Here is a 2,816-nt window from a genome sequence, read left to right on the forward strand (position 1 = left end):
AAGGAGAGAAGATGCAAGGGTTTTGAGTAATTTTAGCAGATTCAGGGGCACCTGAGCGACTCTCAATCAAGCTAAAAGCCCTTTCCTGTAAGGTTTTTAGCTTTATTCAGCAAACCCTACCTAATTTTCAGGGAAAAAGTGCTTAAATTTCCCCCCGATCACTCCCATATCCAGTACTTTTTGATTTCAAAAAAGCCTAAAGATATTACCCAACAAGGTTTTTAGATTTATTCAGCCAGCCCTAGCTAATCCTACCAGACGAGATTGATGAGATTGACTTAAAAATTGGCAAATTACCTTAATTTCATTTTCACTTAAAGGATTTTTATTGTCCATTTATTGGTTATTTTTAACTAAAAATTGCCATTTTTGTAATGCTTTTTCTGTTAGGTAATTGTCGGATTTGTTTGAGAAATATTGATAAGTTAACTTATCAATAAATTGCCCAACTAAATTAAGATTGTCTGCGGATAAAACTGCTAACTTCTCAGTTAATAACTGGCGTAATTCTATATCGTTTATGATTTTTTAACTATTAACTAAACATCGATTGTAGTCTCCAAAAAGGATAGATACACCTAGGTTAATTCCTAGAGGAGTAATTTCGGGGCTGTCAACCAGAATAACTGACACTTGCCTAGGGGATTTTGTTGATTGGGAACCTCTAGACCGATTATTCCCGCTTTTTTGATCGATAATTTTCCTTGAAACTTGCCCCAAACTAGCATTTCCGTCCAATAGCCTAAATCCGGTTCGTGGCCCACCAGTGCGATCGCGGTTTCCTCTCGCTGATAGTCCGACTTTTGCCACCATTGCACCCAATCTTGAATATTGCCGTTGGGTGATAGGGAATTAAATTGCTCAATTTTACGGCTTAAACCCGCTTTTTGCAAAATTTCGGCGGTTTGCACGGCACGCACCAGGGGAGAAGTGAGAATTAGGTCAAATTTCACCCCCAACTGTCCTAATCTTTGGGCAACTTTAGCGGTTTTGGCCCTACCTTCCTCGGTTAAAGGACGTTCCCCATCGTTGAGATAATCCCCAGATTGTCCTGCTAATCCATGACGCACAAAATAAAGTTTCATATCACTGTAGGGTCGGTCTTTGCGATGATAATAGATAGCTGAGGTCCGATAGCTAGGTGCGAATTACCTTTTCATCGGGGTTAACTAGATGGGAAAGTTTCTGTTTAATTTGGGTGTCATAGAGTTCCCACTTAAGTTTCGCATATTCGGCATTATTATTAAAACCACCGAGGAAACCGATAGGAATTTCAAAACCTCCGGCCATATAACGACCACCACCAAAAAAGCGACCTTGGTTATCCTGTCCGAAAGCTTCCTTGAGAAATTCATCGGGATCTAGGGTAATTTTGCTGGTACGCATAGAACCAATGACTAACTCGATCTCCTCATCTTCATCGTGAACGATACCATAAACCAAAGCCGTGTGAACATTTTCTTCTGTCACCAAAAAATCGGCAGCTTGGGGAATCGCATCCCGGTCATCATAACGCAAATAACCGACCCCGGCGATCGAATAATTATTTTTAATAATACGGTTTTTTAAGGCCCGTTCAATCACATCCATCACCCGTCGGGATCTGGCCGATTGCAGGACAGCGTTTAATAATTGGGCATCGTAGAAACGACTGAGATAACCAGCAGCAATAAATTCACACTCTTGCGCTTGCATTAAATTATTCGTATCCGATCGCAATCCGTGCATCAAAGCTGTGGCACACTTAACATGGACGGTATCGCTACTATTAAAAGTCAGTAACCCTTTTTGGATATATTGGGTTAACATCGCCGCTGTTGCCCGCATTTGGGGACGAATATCGACAAATTCCGCCTCTAGATCCCCTTGGCGGGTATGATGATCGATCACAGCAATAATGGGAATTTTTGCCTGTTTAACCAGAGTGGTTAACTGACTATTGGTTCCCTGACCATCGACAAAAACACAACCCTGATAAACCGAAAGATCTCTATCCTTGAGGGTATGGACTCCCCAACGTTTAGCCGGTAAACCCGTTAGTTTTACCAAAGCGACATTTTCCTGATGGGAGAGAGTACCCGCATAGACTATATCACAGTGAATATCGTACTGTTCAGCGATAATTTGATAGGCCCAGGCACTAGAAAGGGCATCGGGATCCGGGAAATCCTGCATCACCACAATTTGATTTTCGCTGCGGTGATTTTCCAAAGTACGTCGCAAGCGATCAATCAGGGAAATAAGTAGGGTATCATTACTAACCGTGACTGGAGGAAGGGGACATACTGCCGACGCTTCCCCTACCACTACATCGGTTTCGAGGGACTTGGCAGGAACTAGACTCAGTAATTCAGCCATCATTTTTAGAAAAGTTCGCTTAAAAGTAGATTCAGTCGGGATTTTTTGAGCTAATCAATTCTAGACGATATCCTCGCTCGATCGGTTCATCTCAAATATTAAGCTTTTCCAGCCACTAGCTTCCCACTGTCGGGCTATAACTCTAGTCTATCGAAAGACCTCTCCCGTCGCCCCCCGAAGTCGGGTGGGTTGGGGGTGAGGGCAATTAACCATCGCTGCCCCATTACTTGTGAAAAATGATATAACTGGACTTCCCCACTTCCCCACTTCCCCACTTCCCACTCTCCGATACTTTTTAAACAGGATTTAGGATCATCACCGTCCCTAAATATTTGCCCCGATTTTTTCTAGTAAAGTTATACTATTAAGGAAGCAAAGACGAAATTCTAGGGTTAAGCAATGGTTAGACAACTCGACGACAGCCCGAAAACCGCAATCGTCTATCCCGATAGCGATGG

At 42.6% G+C, this 2,816-nt stretch carries 2 protein-coding genes; both read right to left on the reverse strand.

What is annotated here, in order from left to right:
* Positions 1-590: 590 nt before the first annotated feature.
* Complete coding sequence (gene sixA, locus EWV84_RS03010) at positions 591-1,085, reverse strand: phosphohistidine phosphatase SixA (protein ID WP_287076361.1); 495 nt, start codon at positions 1,083-1,085, stop codon at positions 591-593.
* Between the two features lie 52 nt (positions 1,086-1,137).
* Complete coding sequence (locus tag EWV84_RS03015) at positions 1,138-2,361, reverse strand: DHH family phosphoesterase (protein WP_287076363.1); 1,224 nt, start codon at positions 2,359-2,361, stop codon at positions 1,138-1,140.
* Positions 2,362-2,816: the final 455 nt, after the last annotated feature.

The organism is Microcystis sp. M_QC_C_20170808_M3Col, assembly GCF_007095505.1.
GTDB lineage: Bacteria > Cyanobacteriota > Cyanobacteriia > Cyanobacteriales > Microcystaceae > Microcystis.